This is a genomic window from Kocuria varians, from assembly GCF_006539885.1.
Taxonomy (GTDB): domain Bacteria; phylum Actinomycetota; class Actinomycetes; order Actinomycetales; family Micrococcaceae; genus Kocuria; species Kocuria varians.
In genome coordinates this window covers 42,363-68,206 of record NZ_BJNW01000015.1, presented here as the reverse complement: position 1 = coordinate 68,206, position 25,844 = coordinate 42,363, and the positions used below count along the sequence as shown (strand labels likewise).

Here is a 25,844-nt window from a genome sequence, read left to right as displayed (position 1 = left end):
GCTGGCTCCTGGGTCGGACGGGAGGTCGGGGACGGAGGACGCGCTCACGGGGCGACGCCCTGGGCCGTGAGGCCGGTGGTCTCGGGCAGTCCGAGCGCCAGGTTCAGCGACTGGACGGCCGCACCGGCGGTGCCCTTGGTCAGGTTGTCGATCCCCACGCTGACCACGAGGCGCCCGGCGTGCGGGTCCACCGCGAGCTGCAGGGCCACGTGGTTCGACGCCTGCACCGACTTGGTGGTGGGCCACTGCCCCTCGGGCAGGACGTGCACGAACGGTTCGTCGCCGTAGGCCGCCTCGTACGCCGCGCGCACGCGCGCTCCGTCGACGTCCGGGCCCAGCAGCGCGGTGGCCGTGGTCAGGATGCCGCGGGACATGGGCGCGAGCGTGGGCGTGAAGGAGATCTGCGCGTCCGCGCCGCCGGCCCAGCCGAGGCCCTGCTCGATCTCGGGGGTGTGCCGGTGCCCGCCGCCGACGCCGTACGGGGACATCCCGCCCATCGTCTCGGCCCCGAGCAGGTGCAGTTTCAACGACTTCCCCGCGCCGGAGGTCCCGGACGCGGAGACGACCACGATGTCCCGCGAGGACACGAGGCCCGCCGCCACCGCGGGGGCGAGCGCGAGCAACGAGCCCGTGGGGTAGCAGCCCGGCACGGCGATCCGCGTGGCACCGCGCAGCTTCTCGCGCTGCTTGCGGCCGTCCGGGTCCACGACGAGCTCCGGCAGACCGTAGGGCCAGGCCCCGGCGTGCTCGCCGCCGTAGAAGGCGTCCCACGCCCGCGACGACTCGAGCCGGTGGTCCGCTCCGGCGTCGATCACAAGGGTCTCCGGCGGCAGCTGCGCGGCCACCGCCGCGGACTGGCCGTGCGGCAGTGCCAGGAACACGACGTCGTGCCCCGCGAGGTTCTCCGCGGTGGTCTCCACGACGTCCCGGTCTGCGAGCGCGTGCAGGTGCGGCTGGAGGGCGCCGAGCTTCTGCCCGGCGGAGGAGTGCGCGGCCACGGTGGTGATCTGGACGTCCGGGTGCCCGCACAGCAGGCGGAGCACCTCTCCCCCGGCGTAGCCCGTGGCCCCGGAGACGGCAGCGGTGTAGGTCATGGGTCCACCATAGCGTATTTCTATACAGACCACTCGATATTTATTCACTGACCGGACGAGCGGGCTTACGCTGGCGGTTGAGTCGGCCCCGGACCCATGACCCCGTCCGGCCTTGTCCCCGCGGTGCCGCGGGCGGGAGACTGGCGGTGAGGCCGTCGCCCCGTGAGGGCCTCGGCACCCGCTGCGAGGAGGAACCAGAATGACCGAGAAGACCATGCAGGCGATCGTCGCGCAGGAGCCCGGTGGGCCGGAGGTGCTGCGGCTGAGCGAGCTGCCCGTGCCGACGCCGGGGCCGCACGAGGTGCTCGTGCGCAGCGAGGCGACGGGCGTGAACTTCATCGAGACCTACCAGCGCTCCGGCGTGTACCCCGTGGACTTCCCGTTCACCCCGGGTACCGAGGGCAGCGGCGAGATCGTCGCCGTGGGCTCCGAGGTCACCGGGCTGCGCACGGGCCAGCGCGTGGCCACCGCCGAGGCCACGCGCACCTACGCGCAGCACTTCCTGGTGGAGGCGGACAAGGCCCTGCCCGTCCCGGACGGGCTCGACCCGCAGACCGTGGGCGCGCTGCCCCTGCAGGGGCTCACCGCGCACTACCTGGTGCGCTCCACCGTGGCGGTGCAGCCGGGTCAGACGGCGGTCATCACCGCGGCGTCCGGCGGCGTGGGCGGGCTGGCCATCCAGCTCCTGAAGCGGATCGGCGCTACCGTGATCGCCCTGACCTCCACGCCCGAGAAGGCGGAGACGGCGCGGCGGCTCGGCGCCGACCACGTGCTGGGCTATGAGGGCTTCGCCGAGCAGGTCAGGGACCTCACGGACGGCGCCGGAGCGGACGTGGTCTACGACTCCGTGGGGCGCACGACCTTCGACGAGTCCCTCGCGGCCACCCGCGTGCGCGGCACCACCGTGCTCTTCGGCGGCTCCTCCGGCCAGGTGCCCCCGCTGGACCTGCAGCGGCTCAACAGCTCCGGCGCGCTCTTCGTGACCCGCCCGTCCCTGGCGTACTACACGCGCGACCGCGAGGAGCGCACCTGGCGCTGGGGCGAGCTCATGGACGCCGTGGTCGCCGGGCAGCTCGAGGTCCGGGTGGGCGGCACCTACCCGCTCGCCGACGCCGCCGCGGCCCACCGCGACCTCGCCTCCCGCGCCACGCAGGGCAAGCTCCTGCTGCTGCCGTGACGCGACGAGGCCCGCGGGTGCCACCACCCGCGGGCCTCGTTCCGTGCACCTCCACCGCGACGGCTACACGCCCGGCCGCACCCCGCGGTGCACGCGTCGGACGCCCCACACCGTGAGGCCCACGCACGCGAGCGCGGCCACGGCGAGCGCACCGGCGCGCAGCCGCTGCCCCGTGACCATCGAGTCCGTCACGCCGTCCTTCCCGAAGCTTCCCGGCGCGCCGGTCTCGACCACCGTGAGGTGACCGTCCTGCGGGGCGAGGAGGGCGTCCACGTCGTGCGGGAAGTCGGAGTCCTGCATCCCGGTCTGGGTGCCCCGGAAGGTGATCTGGTCACCCTCCGCCTTCTTCGCGGGATCGTTGAGCTGGTTGTCGAACGGGTACTTCGTCACGAGGTCGTTCTTGGGCATGACGCCCGCGTAGATCCCGTTGTAGTCCTTGGTCACGAGGTCGTTGGTCAGGGTCTGGTACGTCCCGGAGACCACCATGGACTGCCCCGCCCAGTCGTCCAGCCGCGAGGCCTTCTCGAAGGACAGCGCGGACCAGACGCCCAGCACCAGGGTGAGCACCGCCCCCACGAGCACCATGAGGACGATCAGCCACCCACGGGAGGCACCGGTCCCCCGCTCGTCGTGCTCGTCCTGCTCGTCGAAGTCGATGAGTTCCTGCGCGTCGGGGGACACGGTGCTCCTTGATGTGGCTGGGGGGAAGGGGGGTCAGCTGCGGATCTCGGCGTCGTGCTCCCGGCGGGCAGCCTCGACGGCGTTCTCCCGGGCCTCGGAGGCTTCGTCCGCCGTGAGCGTGCGGTCCGGGGCGCGGAAGCGCAGCGCGATGGCCACGGACTTCTTCCCCTCCGGGATGCCGGTGCCGTCGTAGACGTCGAAGACCTCCGCCGTCTCGAGCAGCTCACCCGCACCGCGCCGCACGGTCTCGAGCAGCCGCGCGGCGGGCACCTGGGCGTCCACCACGAGGGCGACGTCCTGCGTGGCCGCCGGGTAGCCCGAGATCGCCTGGGCCGTGACGGCCGACGCCTCGTGGTCCAGCAGCACCGAGAGGTCCAGCTCCACGGCGCACGTGCGCTCGGGCAGGCCCTGTGCCGCGACGAGCTTGGGGTGCAGCTCGCCCGCGACGCCGATGACGACGCCGTCCGCGGTGCTCAGCTGCGCCGTGCGACCCGGGTGGAACGCGTGGTGCGAGCCCTGCTCGACCGTGAGCTCCACGCCCACGCTGCGCGCCGCGAGCTCCGCGACGTCGAGCGCGTCCTGCCAGTCCAGGCTCCGGGGTGTGAGCCAGGGCCCGGCGGGGGCGTCGTGACCGGTGAGGACGGCGGCCAGCTTGCGGGGCTGGGACGGGACGGAGGCGTCCAGACGCTCCAGCTCGGCGTCGGCCGGGCGCACGCCCAGCGGCGGCACCGGCTGCGTGTCCGGGGTGTAGCCCTCCGCGAGGAAGACGTGGCCGATCTCGTACAGCGCGAGGTCCCGGAAGCCGCGCGAGTGGTTGCGTCTGAGGACCTCGAGCAGCCCCGGCAGCACGCTGACGCGCAGCATCGGCTGCGCCTCGCTGATGGGGTTCGCGAGCTTGATCGACGCCACGTGCTCACCGGTGGTGCTGCCCCACAGGTCGTTGTCCGCCTGGGACACGAACGGGTAGCTCAGCACCTCGGTCAGCCCGGCGGCCGCGAGCGAGTTGGCCACGCGGCGTCGGGCGGCCTGCGAGCGCGTGAAGCCGCGCCCGGGAGGCGCCACGGGCAGGCGGTCCGGGATCCGGTCGTAGCCGTCCAGGCGCGCGACCTCCTCCACGAGGTCCTCCTTCTCGACCAGGTCCGGGCGCCACGGCGGCGGCACCACGGTCCAGCCGTCCGCGGTCTCCGTGACCTGCGCGCCGATCGCCACGAGGCTGCGCTCGACGACCTCCGGCGAGTAGTCCACCCCCACGCGCGCGGCGGGGTACTCGGCCGGCAGCTCGATGGGCGCGGGACGGTCCGTGTGGTCCACGTCCGTGACGCGACCGGTGTCCGTGCCGCCGGCCAGTTCCACGAGGAGGTCGACGACGCGCTGTGCCGCGACCGGCGCGAGCTGCGGATCCACACCGCGCTCGTAGCGCTTGGACGCCTCCGAGGGCAGTTTGTGGCGGCGTGCCGTGCGGGCCACCGAGACCTCGTCGAAGCGCGCGGCCTCCACGAGCACGCGCGTGGTGGACTCCCCCACCTCGGTGCTCGCGCCGCCCATGACACCGGCGAGGCCCACGGGACCGGACTCGTCCGTGATCACGAGGTCCTCGGGGTCGAGGGTGCGGGTCTTGTCGTCCAGCGTGGTGAGCTGCTCGCCCGCGCGCGCCCGGCGCACGGTGATCCCGCCCTGCAGGGTGTCCGCGTCATAGGTGTGGATGGGCTGGCCGTACTCGAGCATCACGTAGTTGGAGATGTCCACGGGCAGGCTCACGGAGCGGATGCCCGCGAGGCGCAGCCGGGACGAGAGCCACGGCGGCGTGGGACGCGACGGGTCCACACCCTCGACCACGCGCACCGCGAAACGGTTGCAGCCCGCGCGGCCGTGGATGGGGGCGTCGTCCGCGACGACCACCGGGAAGCCGTCCTCGGTGGGCCTCGGCACGCTCGGGGCGATCTCGGCCACGGGGTCCGTGAAGGGGGCGCGCACCGCGTGGCAGTACTCGCGGGCGATCCCGCGGATCGAGAACGCGTACCCGCGGTCCGGGGTCACGTTGACCTCCGCCGCCGAGTCGTACAGACCCAGCAGCTCCAGGGCGTCGGAGCCGATCTCGGGGTCCAGCCCGATCCGAGACAGCACCAGGATGCCGTCGTGGTCGTCGCCAATGCCGAGCTCGCGCACGGAGGCGATCATGCCTGCCGAGATGTGGCCGTAGGTCTTGCGCGCGGAGATCCGGAAGTCACCCGGCAGCACCGCACCCGGAAGGGCGACGACCACCTTGTCACCCACCGAGAAGTTGTGGGCACCGCAAATGATTCCCTGGACGCCCGAGGGGTCGATGCCCTTGCCCGTTAGCGTCTGCTCATGGCCCTCCGGCACCACGCGCACGGAGCACCAGTTCACGGTCTTGCCGTTGGAGTGGGTCTCCGGCTCCATGGAGAGCACCTGGCCCACCACGATCGGACCGGAGAGGGAGTCGGAGGGGCGGTGGACGTCCTCCTCCTCGAGGCCCACCTTCACGAGGGTGGCCAGGACGTCCTCGGCGGTCGCGTCCTCGGGGACGGGCGCGTACTCGCGCAGCCATGACAAAGGAATACGCATTGCTCTAGATCTCCATCCCGAAGTGCTCGCTGAAGCGGACGTCGCCCTCGACCATGTCGTGCATGTCCGGGACGTTGTTGCGGAACATCAGGGTCCGCTCGATGCCCATGCCGAACGCGAAGCCGGAGTAGCGCTCGGGGTCGATCCCCGCGGCACGCAGCACGTTGGGGTGCATCATCCCGCAGCCGCCCCACTCGATCCAGCGCGGCCCGCCCTTGGCGGTGGGGTGCCAGACGTCCAGCTCCGCGGACGGCTCGGTGAACGGGAAGTAATTGGGGCGCAGCCGGATCGCGGCCTCGGGGCCGAACATGGTGCGCGCGAAGTGCGTGAGTGTGCCCTTGAGGTCCGCCATGGACAGCCCCTCGTCCACCGCGATGCCCTCGACCTGGTGGAAGACCGGGGTGTGGGTGGCGTCGAGCTCGTCCGTGCGGTACGTCTTGCCGGGGCACACCACGTACACCGGCAGCTCGCGCTCGAGCAGCGAGCGCATCTGCACGGGCGAGGTGTGCGTGCGCAGCACCAGGTGCGAGGACGGCGGGTCCACGAAGAACGTATCCTGCAGCTGGCGCGCGGGGTGATCCGGCTTGAAGTTCAGCGAGTCGAAGTTGAACCACTCGTGCTCGAGCTCCGGTCCCTCCGCGATCTCCCAGCCCATGCCCACGAAGATGTCCCCGATGTGCTCCATCAGGTTGTTCAGCGGGTGGCGGCCCCCGAGCCGACGACGCCGCGTGGCGGCGGTGACGTCCACGGCCTCCTCCACGAGGATCCGGGCGTCGCGCTCCTCCTCGAGGCGGGCGGTCCGCGCGGCGATCGCCTTGTTGACGCGGCCCCGCGCCTGGCCGACGAGCTTGCCGGCCACCGCCTTCTGGGCCTTGTCCAGCCCGCCGATGGTGCGGTTGGCGAGCGCCAGGGGTGACTTCTCCCCCGTGTGGCGCAGCCGGACGGTCTTCAGCTCGGCCAGGTCTGCGGCGGCGTCGACGTCGCGCAGGGCCGCCTCGACGGCCTCGGTGACCGCGGTCTCGTCGGTGGGGTCCACCGCGGCGGACGGTGTGGTCTCGGACATGGTTTCTCGCGTTCCTGCTCTCGCGGACGGGGTGTCCCGGACCCGGGCGCTGGGCGTCCACGGGCGGGTGAGGACCCGCCGCACTCGGCGGACGGGCACGGTCAGTCTAGTGGATGGGGCCGACGCCGCCTCCGAGGGCGTGCGCGGCGGCGGCACCACCGGTGCACGTCACCGCCGCAGCTGCTCCAGCAGGGCCGCGACAATGGGGAGGTCCGCGGGGATCCAGGGCAGCGCGAGCACCTGGGCGGGGTCGGAGAGGGGAAGCCAGCGCACGGCCAGGTGGTCCTCCCCCGCGGTGACCGCGCCCGGCTGCTCCGAGTCCCCCTGGAGGACGGCGGTGAAGACCCGCATCACGGCCGAGCCGGCGAGCGGCCAGCCCTCCTCGTCCGGGGGCGTCACCTCGTCCAGGGGCTGGACGCTCAGGCCCAGCTCCTCGCGGCACTCGCGCACGAGGGCGTCGTGCGCTGTCTCACCGGGCTCCTGCTTGCCGCCGGGAAACTCCCACAGCCCCCGCAGCGCGGGCGGGTACGCGCGCTGGGCAGCGAGCAGATGCGTGGGGCGCTCGGGGTGGTCGAGCAGTGCGGCACCGACGACGCAGGTCCGCGCGCCGTGGCTCACGGCGTCCCCATGGGAAGGGTGTCCCGCCGCTGGGCGCGCGCCGACGCGTAGAGGCACACGGTGGCGGCGGTGCCCACGTTGAGGGACTCCGCCCGGCCGTGCAGGGGCACGGCCACCGCAAGGTCCGCGAGCCCACGCTCGTGATCGTCGAGCCCCTGGGCCTCGTTGCCGAACAGCCACGCAGTCGGTGCTTCCAGGCGCACGGGTGCGGGCGGGACGTCGAGACCCGCGCGACGCAGCAGTGCCTCGTCCGCGAGGGCGTCCACGGTGGTGTCCGCGCGTCCGTCCGCGGCGAGGACCGTCACGCCGGACTCACGAGCCTCGGACACGAGCGCGTCGAGATCCACTCCGGTCAGCACGGGGACGTGGAAGAGGGAGCCGGCGCTCGAGCGCACGGCCTTGGGGTTGAAGGGGTCCACGCTGCCGGTGGTGAAGGCCACGAGCTGCGCCCCCGCGGCGTCCGCCGCGCGCACCACGGTGCCAGCGTTGCCCGGGTCCTGGACCCGCACGAGCACACAGGTGAGGTCGGCGGCCTCGGGTGCGGGCGACGTCGTCCCCGCCGGGAGGCGACAGACCGCGAGCATGCCCTGCGGCGTGACCGCGTCGGTCATCGCGCAGAGCACCTCCGGCGTCACCGCGCGGAGGAAGACACCGCCCCGGGATTCGAGTGCTTCGAGGTCCGCCGCGATCTCCGGGTGACGGCCCAGCTCCTCGAGCGTCACGTAGACGGCGTCGAGCTCGGGAAGCCCCCGCGCGGGGTCGTCGTCCCCGAGCGCGAGACGCACCGCCTCGCGCACGTTCTGCGGCCCCTCCGCACGGAAGAGACCACGCTTGGAACGCGTCGAGCGCCTGGTCAACGCGGCCACGTCCCTCACCCGATCCGCTCGGGGGTTGGACAGCAGCCGGTCTTCCAGGCCCTCGACGAACGTCACGACGTCGCTCAGGCGGCGCGCGGCGCGGAGGTGTCCTGCGGCAGGGCGTCCTTGGCCACCTGGACCAGGGCCGCGAACGCGTTCTCGTCGCTGACGGCCAGCTCGGCCAGCATGCGGCGGTCCACCTCGACCTCAGCGGCCTTCAGGCCCTGGATGAAGCGGTTGTAGGTCAGGCCGTTGGCGCGCGACGCGGCGTTGATGCGCTGGATCCACAGCCGACGGAAGTCACCCTTCTTCTTCCGACGGTCGTTGTACGAGTAGGTGTACGAGTGGAGCATCTGCTCCTTGGCCTTGCGGTACAGGCGCGAACGCTGCCCGCGGTAGCCCGACGCCTTCTCGAGGACTTCCCGACGCTTCTTGTGGGCGTTTACCGCCCGCTTCACACGTGCCACGTGCGTACTCCTAACGATTCGGTCCCGGTGAGAACCGGAACATGTCTACCCGCCGCGCTGCGCACGACGAACTGCTGAGGGGGACGAAAGAGGGCTTACTTGCCCAGCATCCGCTTGATGGCCTTGACCTCGCCCGGGGTGGAGACGATCTGGTCCCCGGCGAGACGACGGGTCAGGCGGGAGGACTTGTGCTCCAGGTAGTGGCGGCGGTTGGCCTGCTGGCGCTTGACCTTGCCCGAACCGGTGAGCTTGAAACGCTTCTTCGCCCCGCTGTGGGTCTTCATCTTCGGCATGGTGGCCGTCTCCTTCTCCTTCGACCGGTGTGACACCGGCGGGCCGCGGCACGAGGCTGCGGCCATGCTGATGCCGGGCGATCACACGCCCGACGCTGTCAATCCTTGAGCGGCGTTGCTACTTCTTCGCCGGCCCGGGCTTCGCGCCGCCCGGCTTGGGTGCGCCGGGCTTGGGGGCCCCGGGCTTCGCCGACGGCGCCGCGGGCTTGCGGGCGGCAGGCTTGGCCGCCGCGGGCTTCTCGGCTGCCGGCTTCTCGGCCGCAGGCTTTTCCGCCGGGGCCGACGCCGCGCGGCGCAGCTCCTCGGGGAAGGCATCCCCGATGGACTGGGTCACGGACTCCGCCGAAGAGGTGTCCACGCGCTGCTTGCGCTCGTTCTCCGCCTTGGACTTCTCGCGCTGCTGCTGCTTGCGGGCCTCCGCACGGGCCTCCGCCTTGTTCTTCAGCGGGCCGATGACCATGACCATGTTGCGGCCGTCCACGCGGGGAGTGGTCTCCACCGCACCGACCTCCGCGACGTCGTCGGCGAGGCGCTGCAGCAGTCGGACACCCATCTCGGGGCGCTGCTGCTCGCGGCCGCGGAACTGGATCATGGCCTTGACCTTGTCACCCGCCGAGAGGAAGCGCTTTGCGTGGCCGACCTTGGTATCGTAGTCGTGCGTGTCGATCTTCAGACGGAAACGCACTTCCTTGAGAACCGTGTTCGCCTGGTTCTTGCGGGACTCACGGGCCTTGACCGCAGCTTCGTACTTGTACTTGCCGAAGTCCATGAGCTTCGCGACCGGCGGCTTGGCGTTCGGTGCGACCTCGACCAGATCGAGATCCGATTCACGGGCCAGCCGCAGCGCGTCCTGGACGCGAACGATGCCGACCTGCTCGCCGCCAGGTCCGACGAGACGGACTTCCGGGACGCGGATTCTGTCATTGATACGTGGCTCGCTAATGCCAAGCTCCTAGGTTCGTGGGTTGTCCCGCTGTCGGGTCCTCGGCCGCAACGAAAAAACCTCCGCTGCGGTACGCGCGAGCGGAGGTGGGAAACCACACGATGGACCGATGAGTCGAACTCCCCGACCGGTGGAACCGGTGGGGTGCCCGTTCGGTCACAGACCCGAACACCTGTCGCCCGCCGATGTTCTCGACTGGCCGTTGGTGACGGGTGGGAGTCGCCTCCGCTTGCACACTGCCTTTCATGATAGCGCACACCCTGCCGTCCTGACCACTCGCCGTGGGCGTCCCCGACCGTGGTGGCCGCCCGTGGCAGGTTCCGGCCGCTGTTCTACAGTGGGGGCATGTCCGACGCACCGCGCTCAGAGCGCTTCGAATTCACCGACGACCCCGCGACCGGCTCCGGCGAGCACGAGCAGGGCAGCGACCCCCTGGGCCTCCCCGACGAGACCCTCGACGAGGTCAACCACCAGATGCGCGACATCGCGGAGGTGCCGGCTGTCGAGGTGATCACCACCGCCGCCGTGCACCTCATGAGCGCCGCGGCCGTGAAGTGCGGCCTGGCCGCCGGGGACGACGCCGAGGAGCTCAAGGACCTGGACGAGGCCCGCAAGCTCATCACCGCGCTGGCCGGTTTCGTCACCGCCGCCGCCCCGGAGATCGGCTCGCAGCACGCCGGACCGCTGCGCGACGGCCTGAAGTCCCTGCAGCTCGCGTTCCGCGAGGCGTCGCCCTTCCCGGATGCACCCGGCGCCGGGCCCGGCGAGAAGTTCACGGGTCCCGTCTACGGCTGAGCCACCCGCACCACGGTTCGCTGTCCTGAGCCAGGGGTCCCCGGCCTGCGCCAGGGTTGACTGTCCTGACCCGGGTTTGACGGTCCTGAGCTGGGGTTCGACGCCCCGAGACGGGCGGGGCCTGTCCGCTCAGCGGGTGAGACGCAGTGCCACCGAGTCCACGGCGTCGGCCACCACGCTCTGCTCCGCGAGGCGGCGCTGGTACTCCTCCACGGTCACGCTGACCTCGTCCTCCGACAGGCCCGTCCGTAGCTGCAGCGTGACCTCCAGCTCGGGGCCCTCGCCACCGCCGGAGAGGACGGTCCCGTCCGCCCGTGTGGCGCCGACGCCGCGTCCCGGCCCCGCGAGGGCGGCCACGACGCCGTCGATCCCGAGGCCCGCCTGCATCACGGCATCGTCCACCGCGAAGTCCCGGTAGGACGGCGTCCACGCCCGCCCCTGCGCCACGGCCCACATGGCCGGGCGCCGCACCACGAACGCGGGATCCTCCCCGGGGTCGAGCACGAGCATCCCCGAGCCGTCCTGGACCGCGGACAGCGCGGCGCGGCGGATGTCCGCGGCCACCGGACGCGCTTCCCCGCTCCAGCGCTGCAACGCCTCGGTGGACGTGAAGACCGGCAGCGCGGTGCGCCCGTCGGAGGCCTTCAGGCTCACGAGGGCCATGTCCGCCTCCTTGTCCGCGACCAGACCGTCCTCGGTGATGACCGAGTGGGAGACCTTCGCGACGATCGGCACGAACACGCGCACGGAGTCGAGGGCCGCGACGACCTCCTGCTCCCCGGCCCGCCCCTCACGCCACGCCGTGAGCGCGTCCCGCAGGCGGGGGTCCGCCGTTCCGGGGTCGTCCGGGAACTGGTGCGTGTGGCTCGTACCCTCGCCCAGGTTCCGCCCTTTCCACTCCTGACCGCCGGTGTCCGTGGTACCCCCGGCGGAACGCAGCTGAGCCGCGATGTGCGGCGGGAGGGGGCGTGCGCCGCGAGACTCAGACACCCTGTGGGACTCGGACAACGGGTGGGAGTCGGGCAACGGGTGGGATTCAGGCACCGGGACGCCCCGCGACGTCCAGGGCCTCGGACAGGGTGAACTTGCCCGCGTACAGGGCCTTGCCCACGATGGCCCCCTCGACACCGTCCACCACGAGCCCGCGCAGCGCCGCAATGTCCTTCAGGGAGGAGATGCCCCCGGAGGCGACCACCGGCTTGTCCGTGCGGCGAGCCACCTCCGCGAGCAGCTCGGTGTTCGGGCCCCGCAGCGTGCCGTCTTTCGTCACGTCCGTGACCACGTAGCGCGAGCAGCCGTCCGCCTCCAGGCGCTCCAGCACCTCCCACAGGTCCCCGCCGTCGCGGGTCCAGCCGCGCGCGGCGAGGGTGCTGCCGCGCACGTCCAGCCCCACGGCGATCAGGTCACCGTGCTCCGCGATGACGCGGCGGGTCCACTCGGGATTCTCGAGCGCGGCCGTGCCCAGGTTGATGCGGGCCGGCCGCAGGGAGAGCACGCGGGCGAGGGACTCGTCGTCCCGGATACCCCCGGACATCTCGATCTTCAGGTCCAGGTTCTCCGCGACCCGGCGCAGCACGTTCACGTTGTCGCCTCGGCCGAAGGCGGCGTCGAGGTCCACCAGGTGCAGCCACTCCGCCCCGGCGTCCTGCCATGCCCGCGCGGCCTCCAGGGGGTCCCCGTAGCCGGTCTCGGAACCGGCCTCTCCCTGGACGAGGCGCACGGCCTGCCCTCCCTGGACGTCCACGGCGGGCAGCAGCTCGAGGCGGGGTGCGGTGGTCTCGGTCATGGTTCTCCTCGCGTCAGCGCCGGACGGCGCGGTCAGGGTCTCGGTCGGGGGCGGGTGACGGCTGCTTGCGCGTCACACACTCACGGACCACGAATAGGCGCCGTAGCCGATCAGGGCCGCGGCGATCAGGGCGATCAGCACGATCGACCACAGTGGCTTGCGCTGCTGGTAGAAGGAAATGGCGCCGCCGACGAAGAACGCGCCCGCCACGAGCACCAGGATCGACGGTGTCACGCGCCCACCTCCGCTCCGGGTTCGGGCGTGCGGTCCCGCATCCGACCGGTGCGCGGCAGGGTGGCCAGCCAGTTGCGCAGCAGCGCGATCCCGGCGGCAGAAGACTTCTCCGGGTGGAACTGCGTGGCGCTGAGCGGCCCGTTCTCCACGGCGGCGACGAACGGGCTCCCGTGCTCGGACCACGTCACCGCCGGCGGCGACATCTGCTCGATGCTCTGGTCGAACTCCCAGTCCTGCACGCCGTAGGAGTGCACGAAGTAGAAGCGCTCGTCCTCCAGCCCGGCGAAGAGCCGGGAGCCCTCCGGCGGGCGGACGGTGTTCCACCCCATGTGCGGCACCACGGGCGCGTCCAGCCGCTCCACGGAGCCCGGCCACTGCCCCAGACCCTCCGACTCGCGACCGTGCTCGACACCGCGCTCGAACATGACCTGCAGGCCCACGCAGATGCCCAGGACGGGGCGTCCGCCGCTGAGCCTGCGGTCGATCAGGCGCGGGGCGCCCACCGCGCGCAGCCCGTCCATGACCGCCTCGAAGGCGCCGACCCCCGGCACGACGAGTCCGTCGCAGTCCGCGACGTCGCGCGGGTCCGCGCTGAGGCGCACCCGCGCCCCGGCCTCCTCCAGCGCCCGGACGGCCGAGCGGACGTTGCCGGCCCCGTAGTCGAGGACGACGACGTCCGGTGCGTCCTGGCTCTCGACACTCGCGTCGCTCACAGGGCTCCCTTCGTGGACGGGATGGAGCCTTCCATCCGCGGATCGTGCTCCACCGCCCCGCGCAGGGCGCGTGCGAGCGCCTTGAACTGCGCCTCGACGATGTGGTGCGGGTCGCGGCCGCGGATCAGCTCCACGTGCAGGCACAGCTGCGCGTGGTGGGCCAGGGACTCGAACACGTGGCGGGTCATCGAGCCGGTGAAGTGTCCACCGATCAGGTGGTACTGCTGCCCCTCCGGCTCCCCCACGTGCACGGTGTACGGGCGGCCGGAGACGTCCACCACGGCGGAGGCGAGGGCCTCGTCCAGCGGAACGGTGGCCTGCCCGAAGCGCCGGATCCCCCGCTTGTCGCCGAGGGCCTGGCGCAGGGCCTCGCCCAGCACGATGGCGGTGTCCTCGACGGTGTGGTGGACGTCGATCTCGATGTCGCCGTGCGCCCGGACGTCCAGGTCGATGAGCGAGTGCTTGGAGAGCGCCGTGAGCATGTGGTCGTAGAACGGGACGGTCGTCTCGATGTGCGACGTTCCCGTGCCGTCCAGGTTCACGCTCACGCGCACCGTGGACTCGCTCGTCACGCGTTCCACCGTGGCGGTGCGGTGGTTCTCGACTGCGTTCATGTGCTGGGACAACTCCTCGAAGACCGACCCCGACGACGGTTCGCCGGGCACGTCAAGTTTAGGCGGACCCTCCGACGGCATGGGGTCAGGGCCTCGGGCGTGGCGACGGCCCGCCGTCACCGGGCGAGGAAGGACTCCACCGCGTCCAGGAAGGCGGTGGTCTCCGCCTCGGTTCCCGCCGTGACGCGCAGGTGGCCCGGGATCCCGACGTCGCGCACCAGGACTCCCCGGTCCAGCAGTGCCTGCCACATGGCGTGGGCGTCCCCGCCGCAGTCGAAGAAGACGAAGTTGGAGTCCGACTCCGCGGGAGTGAGGCCCATGCGCTTGAGTTCGTCCACAATCCGGTCGCGCTGCATCTTGACGTCCTCCACCGTGGCGAGCAGCGTCTGGTGGTGCTCGAGCGCGGCGAGCGCCGTTGCCTGGGTGACGGAGGACAGGTGGTACGGCAGGCGGACCAGCCGCATCGCATCCGCCACCTCGCGCGCCGCGGCGAAGTACCCGAGGCGGGCTCCGGCGAGGGCGAAGGCCTTGCTCATGGTCCGGCTCACGATCAGCCGGGGCCGCCCGTCCAGCAGGGTCAGCGCCGAGGGCGTTCCGAAGCGGGCGAACTCCGCGTAGGCCTCGTCCACCACGACCACGGTGTCGCTGTCCCTGCCGGCCTCGTACACGGCCTCCACGACGTTGAGCCCCAGGGCCGTGCCCGTGGGATTGTTGGGCGAGCACAGGAAGACGATGTCCGGTGCGTGGGAACGCACCTGTTCCGCCGCCGACTCGGCGGTGAGGGTGAAGTCCGCGGCGCGCTCCCCCGCGATGAACTCCGTGCCCGTGCCGAGCGCGAGCAGCGGATACATGGAGTAGGTGGGCACGAAGCTCAGGACGGACCGGCCGGGTCCGCCGAACGCCTGGAGGATCTGCTGCAGGATCTCGTTGGAGCCGTTCGCGGCCCACACGTTGTCCTCGTCCAGACCGTGGCCGAGGTACCGCGCGAGTGCTCCGCGCAGTGCCGTGAAGTCCCGGTCCGGGTACCTGTTCAGGGACGACGCGCAGTCGTGCACCCGCTGGGTGATCGCCTCCACCACCTCCGGGGGCACCGGATGCGTGTTCTCGTTCGTGTTCAGTGCGACCTCGACCTCCAGCTGCGGCGCCCCGTAGGGGGACATTCCGCGGAGGTCGTCGCGCAGCGGCAGGGATTCGAGGGATGCGGCAGGATCAGTCACCCGCCCAGTCTAGGAACTTCTCCGCGAGGTTCCGATTCAACCCCTATCGAAGACGGCATCCGCAGGACCGGCCACTGCCATCCGAGGTCCCCGCTACTTCGCGGGAGGAGAACTCGAACCAGGTCAGGGGGCGCGATCCCCGGCCAGCTCCGCGGAGAGGAAACTCGAACCTGCTCAGTCGGAGAACCCCCCGGACCGACTCAACGGGGCCCGGTGTCGAGTCGACTCAGTGCGCGGGGACCTCGAGGACCTGTCCGGCGGAGAGCTGGGGAGATGAGAGGCCGTTGAGCTCCGCGATGTCGCTCATGACCTCGCGGGTGTCGCGCTGCGGGTCCGCCGCAACGGCGATCTCCCACAGGCTCTGGTCCGCCTGCACCGTCACGCTGCGGGTCACGGGGGAACCCACCGGATCCGTGGACGCGTTGACCGTGGCCGGCAGCAAGAAGACGGCCGCCACGACGAGCAGCGCAGCGGCCCCCGCGACGAACGGCAGGCCGATCAGGAGGAGACGTCCGCGGCGCGTGAGGCGCAGAGCCGACGCACGGGCAGTCACAGGACGGCTCGGTGTAGGTGCCGCGGCCGAGTGGTGACCCGTGCCGCCGGAGGAGTGACCGGCCCGCCACGAGGCGGTCGCAGCCACGACACCGGAGGAGGGCGCGGCCGCACCGCGACGTAGGGACCTCGGCATGATGAGAGCGGTCATGACAACCTCCTGTGAACGGGACCGAACCACCCGGGGGCGGTTGTGTTCGACGATCGAAACCATAGAACACATCTTCGAATATCTGCGCTCATTTCTAGCACGGATGTACGAAGACTGTCGAGGGCCGTTTCGAACACATATTTGAATCGGGGGCCTCGTGCGGGTTAAGCTCGAGGTCACACAGCTGTCAGTCGACCCCACGTCTCCGACACGCATAAGCGCCCCTCGGCGGCGCGTCGTCCCTCCGGGCGTCGTCGCACCGCGTGACTCGGTGAAAGGACCCCGCACGTGAGCACTTCTTCCCCGGATCGGCCTGCGGCGAACAGCCGCGAGCGTTCGCTCACCCCGCGGCAGGCCAAGATCCTGGCCGCCGTCCAGCGCTCCATCGCCTCCCGCGGCTACCCGCCCTCCATGCGTGAGATCGGCGACATCGTAGGGCTCGCCTCCCTGTCCAGCGTCACGCACCAGCTCGGTCAGCTCGAGAAGTGGGGCTACCTGCGCCGGGATCCCCGCAGGCCGCGCGCCATGGAGGTGCTGCGCCCCCTGACCGCCGAGCAGCTTGACCTGCACCTGGGTGTCGCCGAGGAGCCCGCCCCGGAGAACGGGGACACAGCGGCGGACGGTCGCGCGTCCAGCGACGTCCCGCGCATCGGAAACCTGCCTGCCGCCGACGACAGCTCCGCCATGGTCTCCGTGCCCCTCGTGGGCCGCATTGCGGCAGGTGGCCCGATCACTGCGGAGCAGTCCGTGGAGGACGTCTTCTCCCTGCCCCGCCAGGTGGTGGGCCACGGTCAGCTGTTCATGCTCAAGGTCTCGGGCGACTCCATGATCGACGCCGCCATCTGCGACGGCGACTGGGTGGTGGTGCGTCAGCAGAACTCCGCGGAGAACGGGGACGTGGTGGCGGCACTGCTGGACGACGAGGCGACCGTCAAGACCTTCCGCCAGCGGGACGGCCACACCTGGCTGCTGCCTCAGAACACGCGCTACGAGCCGATCCTGGGCGACCACGCCACGGTCATGGGCAAGGTCGTGTCGGTGTTCCGCTCGCTCTGACGGGTCAGGAACCGCCCAGCCGCCGCAGCGCGCCGAGCACTGTCTCACGGTCGGTGGTGCGCCACAGCGGCGGCAGCGACTTCGTGAGGAACGACCCGTAGCGGGCGGTGGCCAGCCGCGAGTCCAGCACCGCGACCACCCCCCTGTCGCCGCTCGAGCGGATCAGACGGCCGGCTCCCTGAGCCAGCCGAACCGCCGCGTGGGACGCGGAAACGGTCATGAAGCCGTTGCCACCCGCGCGTTCCGCCGCCCGCGTGCGCGCGGTGCCGAGCGGGTCGTCGGGGCGCGGGAACGGGATCCGGTCGATCACCACGAGCCGGCACGACTGCCCGGGCACGTCCACGCCCTGCCACAGGCTCATGGTGCCGAACAGGCTTGCGGCGGGATCGTCCGTGAACTCCTTGACGAGCGACGGCAGGGAGGCATCCCCCTGGCACAGGATGGGGAGTTCGGTCTTCTCCCGCAGCGCCTCCGCGGCGTCCTCCGCGGCCCGGCGCGACGAGAAGAGGCCCAGGGCGCCTCCCCCGGACGCCTCCAGCAGGGTCAGCAGCTCGTCCAGCTGCTCGTCGGAGACGCCCCTGCCTGGCTTTGCGAGGTGCTTGGCCACGTAGAGGATGCCCTGCTTCCCGTAGTCGAACGGGCTGCCCACGTCCACGCCGCGCCAGCTGGGCGCGCCCGGGCCCTGCAGGCCGAGCGAGCCGGCCACGGAGGAGAACGACGAGCCCACGGCCAGGGTGGCGGACGTCAGCACCACGGTTCGCCCGTCGAAGAGTCCTTCCCGCAGCGGTCCGGCGACACTGAGCGGGGCAATGTTGAGGGTTGCGGACTCGCCCGGTCCTGCGCCGACGTACCCCGCCCCGGGGCTCCACCTGCCCACACGCGAGATCCACAGCACGTCCCGTGCGGTGTCCGCGCCCAGCATGCGCTCCGCGGTGTCGAGGAGCTCGGACAGGCGCGAGCGTGCGGCGTGGCGCCCGGCGTCCTCGCCCTTGCTCTCCCCCTTGGTCTCGCTCAGACCCGAGCGGGCGGCTTCCTGGACGCCCCGCACCGCGTAGACCTGCTCCTCCGTGAAACCGCGGGGCAGCAGGCCGGTGGGATCCTCGTCGAACGCGCGGTCGAACGCCTCGGCAGCCCGTTCGAGCGCCTCCCCGGACGCCGCCGTGTGCTTGCGCACCGCGCTGCCCGCGGCGCGGACGGCAGCGGCGGACAGCGAGCCCGTGACGGCGCCCGTCACACGGTCGCGCAGCTCGTGCGCCTCGTCCACGATGACGACGTCGTGCTCGGGCAGCACCGCGAGCCCCTCGAACGCGTTGATCGCGAGCAGCGCGTGGTTGGTGATGACCACGTCCGCCTCGCCCGCATCCGTGCGGGCGCGCTCCGCGAAACAGTCCTCGACGAGGGGGCACTTGCGCCCCAGACACTCCTTGGCGGTGACCGAGACCTGCCGCCACGCGGCGTCCGTGACACCGGGCTGGACGTCGTCGCGGTCCCCGGTGTCGGTGGTCTCCACCCACTCCCGCAGGCGCACCACCTGCTGCGCCAGACCGCCCAGGGGACGCTCACCGCCGCCGCCCGGAGGTGCCGCACCCGGCGCGGTGAACAGGGCGGCGTCGTCGTCCTCGGGGTAGCCGCCTTCGACCTTGTGCAGGCACGCGTAGTTGGAGCGGCCCTTCAGCAGCGCCACCGTGGGTCGCTCGTCCAGCTCGTCCTCGAGCGCGTCCAGCAGGCGCGGGACGTCCCGGCCCGTGATCTGCGACTGCAGCGCGAGCGTTGCAGTGGCGACGACGACCGGCTTGTCCGCGTGCTTGGCATGGCGCAGCGCCGGAACCAGGTAGGCGAGGGACTTGCCCGTGCCGGTTCCCGCCTGCACCAGGAGGTGGCGTCCGGTCTCGAACGCCTCCGCGACCTTGGCCGCCATGAACCGCTGACCGTCACGCCGCTGACCCCCCAGGGCGGCCACGGCGGCGTCGAGCAACTCCAGGGTGTCTGCACCACCCGGCAGGGATTCCGGGCGGACGTCCGAGATGTCCTTGCCGGTCTCGTCGATGAACACGGAGGTCATACGCCGGCGGGATCCTCCGGGGTCGCGGAGCCATCCTCGGGAGCGGGTGCCGCGGTATCGGAGCCAGTGCCCAGGGCATGGGCACCCTCGGCGGCAGTCTCGCGGGACGCAGCAGCCTCCCCCACGGCATCCTCCCCCTCGGTGCCCCGCACCACGTAGGGTTCGAGGTCCGCCACGAGATCCTCCCGCACCCGCACGTGCAGCCGGGTGCCGTCCTCGGTGTGCTCCGTGCGCAGGATCTCGGCGTCCTGGGCGTGCAGCCGGGAGACCACCTCGCCGTGGACGTACGGCACCAGCAGCTCCAGCTCGTGGTCCGGTCGCGGAATGGCCGCCGAGATCAGGCGCTGCAGCTCGGCCACGCCCTCCCCCGTACGCGCGGAGACGGCCACGGACGGGTTCTCGTGGTTGCGCAGCCGGCCCAGCACCACGGGGTCTGCGATGTCCGCCTTGTTCAGCGCCACGATCTCCGGGATGCCGTTGGCCCCCACGTCCGTGAGGACGTCGCGGACGGCCTTGAGCTGTCCCTCCGGATCCGGGTGGGAGGCGTCCACCACGTGCACGATCACGTCCGCGTCCGCCACCTCCTCCAGGGTCGAGCGGAACGCCTCGACGAGCTGGGTGGGCAGCGAGCGCACGAAGCCCACGGTGTCCGCAAGCGTGTAGCCGATCCCGTCCGGGGTCTCCGCCTTGCGGACCGTGGGGTCCAGCGTGGCGAACAGGGCGTTCTCCACCAGCACACCGGCATCCGTGAGCCGGTTGAGCAGGGATGACTTGCCCGCGTTGGTGTAGCCCGCGATGGCCACCGAGGGCACCGCGTTGCGCTTGCGGTTCAGCCGCTTGGTCTCTCGCGCCGGTTTCATGCCCGCGATCTCGCGGCGCAGCTTGGCCATGCGCTGGCGGATGCGACGGCGGTCCAGCTCGATCTTGGTCTCACCGGGGCCGCGGCTGCCGATGCCCTCACCGGAGGCCGCGCGACCGCCGGCCTGCCGGGACAGTGAATCGCCCCAGCCACGCAGGCGGGGAAGCATGTACTCGAGCTGCGCGAGCTCGACCTGCGCCTTGCCCTCCTTGGACTTGGCGTGCTGGGCGAAGATGTCGAGGATCAGGCCCGTGCGGTCGATGACCTTGACCTTCACCACGTCCTCCAGCGCGCGCCGCTGGGACGGAGCAAGCTCCGCGTCCACGATCACGGTGTCCGCGCCCGTGGCGGCCACGACGTCCTTGAGCTCCAGCGCCTTGCCCGAGCCCAGGTACGTGCCGGGATCCGGGTTCACCCGCCGTTGCAGCAGACCGTCCATGACCTCCGAGCCGGCGGTCTCCGCGAGCGCGGCGAGTTCCCGCAGCGAGTTCTCGGCGTCCGCGAGCGTTCCGCTCGAGTACAGCCCGGCGAGCACCACGCGCTCGAGCCGCAGCTGCCGGTACTCGACCTCGGTGACGTCCTCGAGCTCCGTGGACAGTCCGGCCACGCGGCGCAGCGCGTGGCGCTCGGCGAGGTCCTGCTGGTCGCCGTCGCCGACGGCCCGGAAGCCGTCCTCCGCAGCGAGCTCCCGGGCCCGGCCGAGGTGGTCGCGGCCCTCGCGCGCGGGCGTCCCCGCGGCGTCGTCGTACCCGCCCGGGGCGTCGTCCGTCCCGGAGTGGGCGGCCGCCTCCGTGCGGCTGCGTGCCCGTGCCAGGACGCGCGAGACGACGTCCTCGAGTTCCGAGCCGGTCAGGTCACCGGGCTGCGCGGAGTCCTCCGACGCGGGGTCCCGGTGGGTGTGCGATGAAGTCATGAAATCCTGTGATTCGAAGGGTTGTGAAGTGCTGCCAGTCTAGCGCCGGGCTCCGACACGCCGGGCAGGGCACTACCATGTGGAGCCATGACCCCCGAGCCCGCCGCGCAGCACTACTTCGTCTCCGACCCCGCTGTCCCGGAGAAGCCCCGCCGGCTCACGGTGGAGCTGCGGGGACGCACCGTGGAGGTCGGCACGGCCGCGGGAATCTTCTCCCCCTCGGGCCTGGACAAGGGGACGGCCGCGCTGCTGCGCAACGTCCCGGAACCGGCGGGTTCGAGTCTCCTGGACATCGGCTGCGGCTGGGGTCCCCTGACGATCGCACTGGCCCAGGCCGCCCCGGAGGCGACCGTCACAGCGGTCGACGTCAACGAGCGCAGTCTCGCCCTCACGGCCGCGAACGCGCGCGACCTCGGCCTCACCAGGGTCGAGACCCATCTGCCCGAGGACGTCCCGGCGGAACGCACCTTCGACACCATCTGGTCCAACCCGCCCATCCGCGTGGGCAAGGAGGCGCTGCACGAGATCCTCGGCCTGTGGCTGCCGCGGCTTGCACCCGGTGGCACCGCGTGGCTCGTGGTGCAGAAGAACTTGGGCGGGGACACGGTGCAGCGCTGGCTGCAGGAGACCCTGGCCGAGGGGTTCGGCGTGCGTCGCGCGGCGACCGACAAGGGGTTCCGGATCATCGCCGTCGAACGCGACTGACCCCCGCACCCTGTTCTCCCACGGTCCGTGGGGAGCCCAGGGGCTCCGTGGAGAGATCGACGCCGCCGCGTCAGGCCAGCTCGGCCGTGGCCACGACCCGCACGGGCCCGGCCAGCACCACGTGCTCCGTGCCGTCCGGGGCAGCCACGAAGGTGACCGACAGGACTCCCCCGGGGACCTGCACGAACCAGCGGTCCGGCGGCTCCTCGCCGCCCCAGAACCGTGTTGCGGCCGCCGCCGCGCACGCTCCGGTGCCGCACGACCACGTCTCGCCCACGCCGCGCTCGTGGACCCGCATCTCGATCCGCCCCACGGCGGCGTCGTCGTGATCCAGGGGCACCACGAACTCCACGTTCGTGCCCTCCGGTGCCGTGGGTTCCACGACCGGCGCGGAGTGCAGGTCGAGTGCGTCGAGCTTCTCGCCCTCCGACAGCGCCACCACGGTGTGCGGGTTGCCCATGCTGATCGACACGCCCGGCCGCGAGACCGTGAGACCCGAGACGGAGACGACGCAGTCGGAGCCGCGCTCGCGGGCGGTGTCCCCGTGCTCGAAGCTCCACGGCCCCATGTCCACCGCGTAGCCGTCCGCCGTGCGAGCCACCGTGCGCACGCCGGCACGCGTGCCGATCCGCAGCCGCGCTCCGCGGGGCAGGGACACCAGATCCTCCCGGACCAGGTGGTCCACGAAGACCCGCACCCCGTTGCCGCACATCTGCGCCACGGAGCCGTCCCCGTTGCGGTAGTCCATGAACCACTCGACGTCCGGCGCCGACTCGCGCAGGCGCCGGCCCTCCGGAAGGTGCTCCGCACGCACGGCACGGATGAGGCCGTCACCGCCCAGACCCAGGTGGCGGTGGCACACCGCCGCGACGGTCGCCGGAGAGACGTCCAGCGAGCCGTCCTCGTCCGTGAAGACCACGAAGTCGTTGCCCGTCCCGTGGGCCTTGCTCACGCGCACGCCCGCCAGTTCCCGCCACTGCACCGTGCGGCCCGTCCCCTCAGTCGATTCGGTCATGGCCGTCATCATACTGAGCGCGGACGACGTCGAGTGCGCGCTCGACCATGTGCTCCGGTCCCGCCGGGTCCAGGGCGTCGAGCCAGTGCACCCGGGGGTCCGCCCCGAACCACGTGCGCTGGCGCTTGGTGAACCGCCGCGTGGCAACCACGGTGTCCTCCCGGGCGGTGGCGAAGTCCATGGCCCCGTCCAGTACGGCGAGCAGCTGGGGATACCCCAGGGCCTTGCCTGCCGTGGGGCTCTCCCGCAGCCCGGTGGCCGCGAGGTCGCGCACCTCGTCGAGCCAGCCACGCTCGAGCATCAGGTCCACGCGCCGGGCGAGCCGGTCGTTGAGCGTCTCGCGGTCCATCGCGAGCCCGAGCTGCACGGTCGGGCGCACGTGACGACGCCGGGGCATGAACGCCGTGAACGGGCGTCCGGTGAGTTCGTGAACCTCCAGTGCGCGCACGAGCCGGCGATCGTCCTTGACCCGCGCGGCGGACTCCGGGTCCACGGCGGCGAGCCGTTCCAGCAGCCGTCCGCGGCCACCCCCGGCAAGCTCGCTCTCGAGCCGGGCCCGGATCTGCGGGTCGGTGCCGGGGAACTCGATGTCGTCCAGCGCGGCGCGCACGTAGAGGCCCGAACCACCCACGAGGATCGGCACCCGGCCGCGGGCTGAGATCTCGTCCATGATGCGGCGAGCCTCGGCCTGGAAGGCCGCGACGGAGGCCTCCTCGTGGATGTCGAGGACGTCGAGCAGGTGGTGCGCCACCCCGCCCCGCTCCTCGGGCGGCAGCTTGGCCGTGCCGATGTCCATCCCCCGGTAGAGCTGCAGGGCGTCCGCGTTGACGACCTCACCGTTCAGCCGCTGCGCCAGTGCGATTCCGAGGTCCGACTTCCCCGTGCCCGTGGCACCGACGACGGCGACGACGGGTGCGGCCTTCCCGCCCTGCCCGTGGCGCGCTGGCTGCCCGGTTGTGGTCACGGCTCAGGGCCTCCGCAGGGCGGGCATCCCGAGCCCCACCGTGCCGGGCGCACCGGAGGGCACGCCGCAGGACTCCGCCTGCGCCGCCTCCCACGCGTCCCCGCCGCGCGTGCGCCGCAGCGTGTACTGCGAGACGTCCGCGGGGTCCGCCAGCAGGTGGTAGGCCGCCGCGCCGGTGACGGGAACGGTGACGACGTCGCCGGGTCGCGGCTGCGGCGCGCCGTCCGGCACGCTGAAGTGCACCAGACGCTGGTCCCGGCCCCGCCCGCTCAACCGGTGGGTGGACTCGGCTTTCCGGCCTGACTGGGCGCTGACGAGGACCTCTGCCGAGGAACCCACCAGATCCCGGTTCAGCCGCGCACTAATCTCGTCCTGCAGCGCGGTCAGCCGCTCGAAGCGTTCCTGCACCACGGCCGCCGGGACCTGGTCCGCCATCTCCCCCGCGGGCGTTCCCGGACGGACCGAGTACTGGAAGGTGAAGGCCGAGGAGAACTCCGAAGCAGCCACGACGTCCAGGGTGTCCTGAAAGTCCTGCTCCGTCTCACCGGGGAAGCCCACGATGATGTCCGTGGTGATCGCCGCACCGGGGATGCGCTCGCGCACCCGGTCCAGGATCCCCAGGAACTTCTTGGAGCGGTAGGAACGGCGCATGTCCTTCAGGATGCGGTCCGAGCCGGACTGCAGGGGCATGTGGAGCTGGGGCATGACGTTGGGGGTTTCCGCCATCGCGTCGATCACGTCGTCCGTGAAGGCCGCGGGGTGGGGGCTCGTGAAGCGCACCCGTTCGAGGCCCTCGATCTCCCCGCACGCGCGCAGCAGCTTGGCGAACGCCCCGCGGTCGCCGAACTCCACACCGTACGAGTTCACGTTCTGGCCCAGCAGGGTGACCTCGACCGCGCCGGAGTCCACGAGCGCCTGCACCTCCGCGAGTATGTCCCCGGGGCGGCGGTCCTTCTCTTTGCCGCGCAGCTGCGGCACGATGCAGAACGTGCACGTGTTGTTGCACCCCACCGAGATGGACACCCACCCCGCGTAGGCCTGCTCGCGCTTGGTGGGCAGTGCCGAGGGGAAGGTCTCGAGCGCCTCGAGGATCTCCACCTGGGCCCGTTCGTTGTGCCGGGCGCGCTCCAGCAGGACTGGGAGGGACCCGATGTTGTACGTCCCGAAGACGACGTCCACCCACGGCGCCCGGTCCACGATGGTGGCGCGGTCCTTCTGCGCGAGGCAGCCACCGACCGCGATCTGCAGCCGTTCGTTGCGGCGTTTGACCGGCGCGAGCTGCCCCAGCTGGCCGTAGAGCTTGTTGTCCGCGTTCTCCCGCACGGCGCAGGTGTTGAAGACCACGAGATCGGGGTCTCGGTCCACCGCCGGGACGTAGCCCGCGCTCTCGAGCAGGCCGGTGATGCGCTCGGAGTCGTGGGCGTTCATCTGGCATCCCAGCGTCCGCACCTCGTAGGCCGGGGCGGTCTCCCGCGCGTCGAGGGCCGGGGTCTGGAGCGGCTGCGGCTGAACGGGCCGGGGCATCTGGGTCACCTCATCATTTTAGGGAGGGGGTCAAATTCTCGAGCCCCCTGTGCCGGGGCACTTCTCGGGCGGGGCAGGCGACGCCGGCGGGTCCGGTCGGGCGTGAGCACCGAGCCGCGAAACCAGTGCGTGGCATCCGGTGTCCAGGCCGATGCAGCGGCCAGCCACCATCACGGGGTGTCCCAGACCTCGGCGCCGTCCAGGTCCGGCCGGTCGTCCTCGCCCGTCACGGCGGTGACCGTGGCAAGTTCCTCCTTGACGACGCCGAACGCGAGCCCGGGCGGGTAGCCCTTGCGTCCGAGCATGCTCACGAGCTTGCGCGTGAGCCTTTCGTGCTCCTTGCGATCAGCAGGGTCCACCGTGGCGGGCAGCTTCTTGCGCACGAGTTCGTGGGCGTCCTGCAGCTCGTCCTCGTCCGAGCGCTGCTCCAGGGCCTCCTCGGCGATCTCCCCGGTGATGCCCCGGGTGGACAGCTCACGGCGCAGGGCCGACCGCGAGAGCCTGCGGGTCTCGGCCCGGGAGCGGACGAACATGGCGGCGAACGCGCGGTCGTCCACGAGGTTGACATCTTCGAAACGGTCCAGCACCTCCCGGGCGACGTCCTCGGGAATGTCACGGTCCGCGAGCTTGTCCTCGAGCTGCCGCCGTGACTTGGCGGACGCCGTCAGCTGGCGCAGGACGATGGCACGGGCCGCCTCTCGCGGATCGGCGTCCTGGCCACCGTGTCCACCACGGCGACCCGTGCCCGGTCCGTTGCCCGACCCCTCGCCTGATCCTTCATCTGGACCGTCGACCGCCTCCGAGGCCTCCTGGTGCGCGGACGGCGCCGCCGAGCCCCGGCGCGAAGCCGAGCCCCGGCGGCGCCGCCGGGCGTACTGGGACGAGTCACTCATGGGTGTGTCCCC

At 71.8% G+C, this 25,844-nt stretch carries 26 protein-coding genes; 4 read left to right on the top strand and 22 right to left on the bottom strand.

The window, feature by feature from the left end; all coding sequences use genetic code 11:
* Positions 1–44: 44 nt before the first annotated feature.
* The gene (gene argC, locus KVA01_RS09065) at positions 45–1,094 is read right to left on the bottom strand and encodes an N-acetyl-gamma-glutamyl-phosphate reductase (RefSeq protein WP_068470841.1); all 1,050 of its coding nucleotides are present in this window, start codon (positions 1,092–1,094) and stop codon (positions 45–47) included.
* Between the two features lie 199 nt (positions 1,095–1,293).
* Here argC and KVA01_RS09060 point away from each other — a divergent pair, with 199 nt between their 5' ends.
* A complete protein-coding gene (locus tag KVA01_RS09060; protein ID WP_082810467.1) occupies positions 1,294–2,271 on the top strand; it encodes a quinone oxidoreductase family protein in 978 nt (325 codons plus the stop codon).
* A 63-nt stretch (positions 2,272–2,334) separates the two neighbouring features.
* On the opposite strand, the gene KVA01_RS09055 is transcribed toward KVA01_RS09060, so the two are convergent.
* From KVA01_RS09055 to infC, 8 genes are all read right to left on the bottom strand, one after another.
* Positions 2,335–2,952: a hypothetical protein gene (locus KVA01_RS09055; RefSeq protein WP_068470839.1), complete on the bottom strand. Its 618-nt coding sequence runs from the start codon at positions 2,950–2,952 to the stop codon at positions 2,335–2,337.
* A 33-nt stretch (positions 2,953–2,985) separates the two neighbouring features.
* Entirely contained in the window at positions 2,986–5,538 is a 2,553-nt protein-coding gene (gene pheT, locus KVA01_RS09050) for a phenylalanine--tRNA ligase subunit beta (RefSeq protein WP_141269866.1), read from the bottom strand.
* Between the two features lie 4 nt (positions 5,539–5,542).
* On the bottom strand, positions 5,543–6,601 hold the full coding sequence (gene pheS / locus KVA01_RS09045; RefSeq protein ID WP_068470834.1) for a phenylalanine--tRNA ligase subunit alpha: 1,059 nt from the start codon (positions 6,599–6,601) through the stop codon (positions 5,543–5,545).
* 168 nt (positions 6,602–6,769) lie between these two features.
* Entirely contained in the window at positions 6,770–7,219 is a 450-nt protein-coding gene (locus KVA01_RS09040) for a (deoxy)nucleoside triphosphate pyrophosphohydrolase (protein WP_068470831.1), read from the bottom strand.
* Positions 7,216–8,151 carry a TrmH family RNA methyltransferase gene (locus KVA01_RS09035; protein WP_068470829.1) on the bottom strand — a complete coding sequence of 312 codons (936 nt, stop codon included), beginning with the start codon at positions 8,149–8,151 and terminating at the stop codon, positions 7,216–7,218. Before KVA01_RS09035 ends, KVA01_RS09040 begins: the two co-directional genes overlap by 4 nt.
* Before the next feature lie 8 nt (positions 8,152–8,159).
* Complete coding sequence (gene rplT / locus KVA01_RS09030; RefSeq protein WP_068470828.1) at positions 8,160–8,543, bottom strand: 50S ribosomal protein L20; 384 nt, start codon at positions 8,541–8,543, stop codon at positions 8,160–8,162.
* 95 nt (positions 8,544–8,638) lie between these two features.
* Positions 8,639–8,836: a 50S ribosomal protein L35 gene (gene rpmI, locus KVA01_RS09025; RefSeq protein WP_068470826.1), complete on the bottom strand. Its 198-nt coding sequence runs from the start codon at positions 8,834–8,836 to the stop codon at positions 8,639–8,641.
* Between the two features lie 118 nt (positions 8,837–8,954).
* A complete protein-coding gene (gene infC, locus KVA01_RS09020) occupies positions 8,955–9,752 on the bottom strand; it encodes a translation initiation factor IF-3 (protein ID WP_231860696.1) in 798 nt (265 codons plus the stop codon).
* Between the two features lie 372 nt (positions 9,753–10,124).
* On the opposite strand from infC, the gene KVA01_RS09015 reads away from it, so the two are divergent.
* Positions 10,125–10,574, top strand: a complete 450-nt coding sequence (locus tag KVA01_RS09015; RefSeq protein ID WP_068470822.1) for a DUF1844 domain-containing protein — start codon at positions 10,125–10,127, stop codon at positions 10,572–10,574.
* A 129-nt stretch (positions 10,575–10,703) separates the two neighbouring features.
* Here the strand turns inward: KVA01_RS09015 and KVA01_RS09010 are convergent, their stop codons facing one another.
* The 7 genes from KVA01_RS09010 to KVA01_RS08985 all read right to left on the bottom strand — a co-directional run bounded on the left by KVA01_RS09010 (position 10,704) and on the right by KVA01_RS08985 (position 15,691).
* Positions 10,704–11,564: an SseB family protein gene (locus KVA01_RS09010; protein ID WP_082810483.1), complete on the bottom strand. Its 861-nt coding sequence runs from the start codon at positions 11,562–11,564 to the stop codon at positions 10,704–10,706.
* Positions 11,565–11,610: 46 nt separating this feature from the next.
* Positions 11,611–12,360, bottom strand: a complete 750-nt coding sequence (gene priA / locus KVA01_RS09005) for a bifunctional 1-(5-phosphoribosyl)-5-((5-phosphoribosylamino)methylideneamino)imidazole-4-carboxamide isomerase/phosphoribosylanthranilate isomerase PriA (protein WP_068470818.1) — start codon at positions 12,358–12,360, stop codon at positions 11,611–11,613.
* A 72-nt stretch (positions 12,361–12,432) separates the two neighbouring features.
* Positions 12,433–12,594, bottom strand: a complete 162-nt coding sequence (locus tag KVA01_RS12635) for a CG2302 family histidine operon protein (protein WP_170221146.1) — start codon at positions 12,592–12,594, stop codon at positions 12,433–12,435.
* On the bottom strand, positions 12,591–13,307 hold the full coding sequence (gene hisH / locus KVA01_RS09000) for an imidazole glycerol phosphate synthase subunit HisH (protein ID WP_068470816.1): 717 nt from the start codon (positions 13,305–13,307) through the stop codon (positions 12,591–12,593). The genes KVA01_RS12635 and hisH overlap by 4 nt, the downstream gene beginning before the upstream one ends.
* Complete coding sequence (gene hisB, locus KVA01_RS08995) at positions 13,304–13,921, bottom strand: imidazoleglycerol-phosphate dehydratase HisB (RefSeq protein ID WP_068470814.1); 618 nt, start codon at positions 13,919–13,921, stop codon at positions 13,304–13,306. The genes hisH and hisB overlap by 4 nt, the downstream gene beginning before the upstream one ends.
* Positions 13,922–14,037: 116 nt before the next feature.
* On the bottom strand, positions 14,038–15,138 hold the full coding sequence (locus tag KVA01_RS08990) for a histidinol-phosphate transaminase (protein ID WP_082810465.1): 1,101 nt from the start codon (positions 15,136–15,138) through the stop codon (positions 14,038–14,040).
* A 226-nt stretch (positions 15,139–15,364) separates the two neighbouring features.
* The gene (locus KVA01_RS08985) at positions 15,365–15,691 is read right to left on the bottom strand and encodes a LysM peptidoglycan-binding domain-containing protein (RefSeq protein ID WP_068470810.1); all 327 of its coding nucleotides are present in this window, start codon (positions 15,689–15,691) and stop codon (positions 15,365–15,367) included.
* A 438-nt stretch (positions 15,692–16,129) separates the two neighbouring features.
* Between KVA01_RS08985 and lexA the strand changes: the two genes are divergently transcribed.
* Complete coding sequence (lexA, locus tag KVA01_RS08980) at positions 16,130–16,897, top strand: transcriptional repressor LexA (protein ID WP_068470808.1); 768 nt, start codon at positions 16,130–16,132, stop codon at positions 16,895–16,897.
* Positions 16,898–16,901: 4 nt separating this feature from the next.
* Here lexA and KVA01_RS08975 read toward each other — a convergent pair whose 3' ends face one another.
* The gene (locus KVA01_RS08975; RefSeq protein ID WP_141269864.1) at positions 16,902–18,959 is read right to left on the bottom strand and encodes an ATP-dependent DNA helicase; all 2,058 of its coding nucleotides are present in this window, start codon (positions 18,957–18,959) and stop codon (positions 16,902–16,904) included.
* On the bottom strand, positions 18,956–20,731 hold the full coding sequence (gene hflX / locus KVA01_RS08970; protein ID WP_231860693.1) for a GTPase HflX: 1,776 nt from the start codon (positions 20,729–20,731) through the stop codon (positions 18,956–18,958). Before hflX ends, KVA01_RS08975 begins: the two co-directional genes overlap by 4 nt.
* Positions 20,732–20,818: 87 nt before the next feature.
* Here hflX and KVA01_RS08965 point away from each other — a divergent pair, with 87 nt between their 5' ends.
* Positions 20,819–21,436, top strand: coding sequence for a class I SAM-dependent methyltransferase (locus KVA01_RS08965; RefSeq protein ID WP_141269862.1), 618 nt, complete (start codon positions 20,819–20,821; stop codon positions 21,434–21,436).
* A 70-nt stretch (positions 21,437–21,506) separates the two neighbouring features.
* Here KVA01_RS08965 and dapF read toward each other — a convergent pair whose 3' ends face one another.
* The 4 genes from dapF to KVA01_RS08945 all read right to left on the bottom strand — a co-directional run bounded on the left by dapF (position 21,507) and on the right by KVA01_RS08945 (position 25,832).
* The gene (gene dapF / locus KVA01_RS08960) at positions 21,507–22,451 is read right to left on the bottom strand and encodes a diaminopimelate epimerase (RefSeq protein WP_141269860.1); all 945 of its coding nucleotides are present in this window, start codon (positions 22,449–22,451) and stop codon (positions 21,507–21,509) included.
* On the bottom strand, positions 22,435–23,415 hold the full coding sequence (gene miaA, locus KVA01_RS08955) for a tRNA (adenosine(37)-N6)-dimethylallyltransferase MiaA (protein WP_068470802.1): 981 nt from the start codon (positions 23,413–23,415) through the stop codon (positions 22,435–22,437). Before miaA ends, dapF begins: the two co-directional genes overlap by 17 nt.
* Positions 23,416–23,418: 3 nt before the next feature.
* A complete protein-coding gene (gene miaB, locus KVA01_RS08950; RefSeq protein ID WP_068470906.1) occupies positions 23,419–24,939 on the bottom strand; it encodes a tRNA (N6-isopentenyl adenosine(37)-C2)-methylthiotransferase MiaB in 1,521 nt (506 codons plus the stop codon).
* Positions 24,940–25,109: 170 nt separating this feature from the next.
* Positions 25,110–25,832, bottom strand: coding sequence for a regulatory protein RecX (locus KVA01_RS08945; protein ID WP_141269857.1), 723 nt, complete (start codon positions 25,830–25,832; stop codon positions 25,110–25,112).
* Positions 25,833–25,844: the final 12 nt, after the last annotated feature.

Coding starts and splice junctions, on each gene's coding strand:
- pheS (WP_068470834.1), bottom strand. CDS start 6,601: ATGTCCGAGACCACACCGTCCGCCGCGGTGGACCCCACCGACGAGACC.
- KVA01_RS09015 (WP_068470822.1), top strand. CDS start 10,125: ATGTCCGACGCACCGCGCTCAGAGCGCTTCGAATTCACCGACGACCCC.
- KVA01_RS09060 (WP_082810467.1), top strand. CDS start 1,294: ATGACCGAGAAGACCATGCAGGCGATCGTCGCGCAGGAGCCCGGTGGG.
- argC (WP_068470841.1), bottom strand. CDS start 1,094: ATGACCTACACCGCTGCCGTCTCCGGGGCCACGGGCTACGCCGGGGGA.
- miaB (WP_068470906.1), bottom strand. CDS start 24,939: ATGCCCCGGCCCGTTCAGCCGCAGCCGCTCCAGACCCCGGCCCTCGAC.
- KVA01_RS08965 (WP_141269862.1), top strand. CDS start 20,819: ATGACCCCCGAGCCCGCCGCGCAGCACTACTTCGTCTCCGACCCCGCT.
- dapF (WP_141269860.1), bottom strand. CDS start 22,451: ATGACCGAATCGACTGAGGGGACGGGCCGCACGGTGCAGTGGCGGGAA.
- hisB (WP_068470814.1), bottom strand. CDS start 13,921: ATGAACGCAGTCGAGAACCACCGCACCGCCACGGTGGAACGCGTGACG.
- priA (WP_068470818.1), bottom strand. CDS start 12,360: ATGACCGAGACCACCGCACCCCGCCTCGAGCTGCTGCCCGCCGTGGAC.
- hflX (WP_231860693.1), bottom strand. CDS start 20,731: ATGACTTCATCGCACACCCACCGGGACCCCGCGTCGGAGGACTCCGCG.
- KVA01_RS08945 (WP_141269857.1), bottom strand. CDS start 25,832: ATGAGTGACTCGTCCCAGTACGCCCGGCGGCGCCGCCGGGGCTCGGCT.
- pheT (WP_141269866.1), bottom strand. CDS start 5,538: ATGCGTATTCCTTTGTCATGGCTGCGCGAGTACGCGCCCGTCCCCGAG.
- rpmI (WP_068470826.1), bottom strand. CDS start 8,836: ATGCCGAAGATGAAGACCCACAGCGGGGCGAAGAAGCGTTTCAAGCTC.
- KVA01_RS08975 (WP_141269864.1), bottom strand. CDS start 18,959: ATGACCTCCGTGTTCATCGACGAGACCGGCAAGGACATCTCGGACGTC.